Origin of the sequence: Streptomyces sp. NRRL B-24572, assembly GCF_002156145.1 — a bacterium.
GTDB lineage: Bacteria > Actinomycetota > Actinomycetes > Streptomycetales > Streptomycetaceae > Streptomyces > Streptomyces vietnamensis.
This window is the reverse complement of the sequence record NZ_MWIG01000610.1, coordinates 1-2,044: the sequence shown is the minus strand read 5'-3', so window position 1 is coordinate 2,044 and position 2,044 is coordinate 1. Positions and strand designations below refer to the sequence as shown.

Below are 2,044 nucleotides of genomic sequence, written 5' to 3'. Positions count from 1 at the left end.
GTCCGCGCCGAGCTCGGCGCAGCGCGCCAGCTTCTCGGGGCCTCCGGCGGTGACCGCCACCTTCGCGCCGACCGCCTTCGCCAGCTGGATCGCCATCGTGCCGATGCCGCTCGCCCCGCCGTGCACGAGCAGCGTCTCGCCCGGCCGCAGGTGGGCGAGCATGAAGATGTTGGACCAGACGGTGCAGGCGACCTCGGGGAGCGCGGCGGCCGTGGTCAGGTCGACGCCCTCCGGGACCGGCAGCAGCTGACCGGCCGGGACCACGACCTTCTCGGCGTAGCCGCCGCCGGCGAGCAGCGCGCACACCTCGTCGCCGACGGCCCAGCCGGAGACCCCCGGGCCGAGCGCGGCGATCCGGCCCGCGCACTCCAGACCGGGGTACGGGGAGCTGCCGGGCGGCGGGTCGTAGAAGCCCTGGCGCTGGAGCAGATCGGCGCGGTTGACCGCGCTCGCCACCACCTCGACGAGGACCTCGCCCTCGCCGGGTACGGGATCGGGCACCTCGGCCCAGACGAGGGCCTCGGGCCCACCGGGTTCCGGAATCGTGATCGCATACATGGCGGCGAGGCTACTCCGGCCGTGGCCCCCGGGCCCGGTCTCGCGGGGTCAGTCCTCCGGCGGCGTGGAGAGCGGGGTCACCGGCGCGGCGCGCACGATGGTGATCACCCGGTCGGTGAGCTGGAGCGGGCTGGCCGCGGGGTCGTCGTAACCGAGCAGCCGGTGGCCGCGGAGCACGCTCACCACCAGGTCGCCGGTCTCCCGCACGCTCTTGCCGACCTCGCTCTTGGTCACCGGCCGCTCCACGAGGTCGAGGCCCGAGCCCTGCTGGATGAGGTCCTCCATCACCGTGCCGGCGCTGGGACTGAGCACGGACAGGCCGAGCAGGCGCCCGGCGGCGCTGGCGCTGGTGATGACCGCGTCCGCGCCGGACTGGCGGAGCAGCGGCGCGTTCTCCTCCTCGCGGACCGCGGCGACGATCTTCGCGCCCTTGTTGAGCTGGCGTGCCGTGAGGGTGACCAGGACCGCCGTGTCGTCGCGCTGGGTGGCGATGACGATCTGCCGGGCCCGCTGCACCTCGGCGCGGAGCAGCACGTCGCTGCGGGTCGCGTCGCCGATGACACCCACGAATCCGTCCGCGTTCGCCGTCTCGATGACCTTGGTGGAGGGGTCGACGATGACGATCTGGTCCTTGCGGAGCCCGGTCGCGCAGAGCGTCTGGATCGCGGACCGCCCCTTCGTCCCGAAACCGACGATGACGGTGTGGTCGCGCAAGGTGGACCTCCAGCGGTTCAGCCGGAACTCCTCCCGGGTCCGCTCGGTGAGGACCTCGAGAGTCGTGCCGACCAGGATGATCAGGAACAGCACGCGCAGGGGCGTGACAAGGAGGATGTTGGCGAGCCGCGCCGTGTCGCTGTACGGGACGATGTCGCCGTATCCGGTGGTGGAGAGCGTCACGGTCGCGTAGTAGACGCAGTCGAGGAAGTCGAGCGTCTCGTCGGCGTTGTCGTGGTAGCCGTCGCGGTCGGCGTAGACGATGAGGACCGTCACGACCAGCACGCCGAGCGCCATGAGCAGCCGTTTGCCGACCTGGCGCAGCGGCCTCTCGACGACCCGGCGGGGCAGCTGGACCCGTGAGCCCGAGACCCGCTCGTCCGCCTCGCGGGCCATCACGTCACGGCTGGGAAGTTTCACGTGAAACACGCTCCCTGGGCGGCCGGTACGGCGCCCGAGGTCGGCGGCCAGGGAAGGTCGAGGACGTCCAGCTCCTGGCCGGGCCGGGCGCCGCCGGGCGGGACGACGGCCATGCCGTCCGCGACGGCGATGCCCCGGAGCATGGCCGGCCCGTTGTAGTGCAGCGGAACGAGCTGCTCGCCCCGGCGGACGACCGGGACGAGCCGGGTGTCGTACGGATGCCCGTGCACCTCGTCGAGAACGGGGGCCTGGTCGTCATCGGCCTCCAGGGTGGGGTGAAGGGCGAGCTGAACCTCGGGGCGCTGCTCGCGACGCGCGCCGCCGTCCTGGCGACCACGCTGCGGTCCCGTCC

2 protein-coding genes and 1 pseudogene are annotated in these 2,044 nt (G+C 72.9%); all 3 read right to left on the bottom strand.

The annotated features are described in order from the left end of the window. Positions 1-558 (bottom strand): alcohol dehydrogenase catalytic domain-containing protein (locus CCN56_RS31530; protein WP_143664678.1); only part of this gene is annotated, 558 nt, incomplete at its 3' end. A 48-nt stretch (positions 559-606) separates the two neighbouring features. Beyond that, the gene (locus tag CCN56_RS31525; protein ID WP_256962279.1) at positions 607-1,668 is read right to left on the bottom strand and encodes a TrkA family potassium uptake protein; all 1,062 of its coding nucleotides are present in this window, start codon (positions 1,666-1,668) and stop codon (positions 607-609) included. 20 nt (positions 1,669-1,688) lie between these two features. After that, positions 1,689-2,044: pseudogene (locus tag CCN56_RS31520) on the bottom strand (hypothetical protein); the annotation flags it as partial.

Bases quoted from the DNA above. Each gene is read 5' to 3' on its own strand.
- CCN56_RS31525 (WP_256962279.1), bottom strand. From the start codon at position 1,668: ATGGCCCGCGAGGCGGACGAGCGGGTCTCGGGCTCACGGGTCCAGCTG.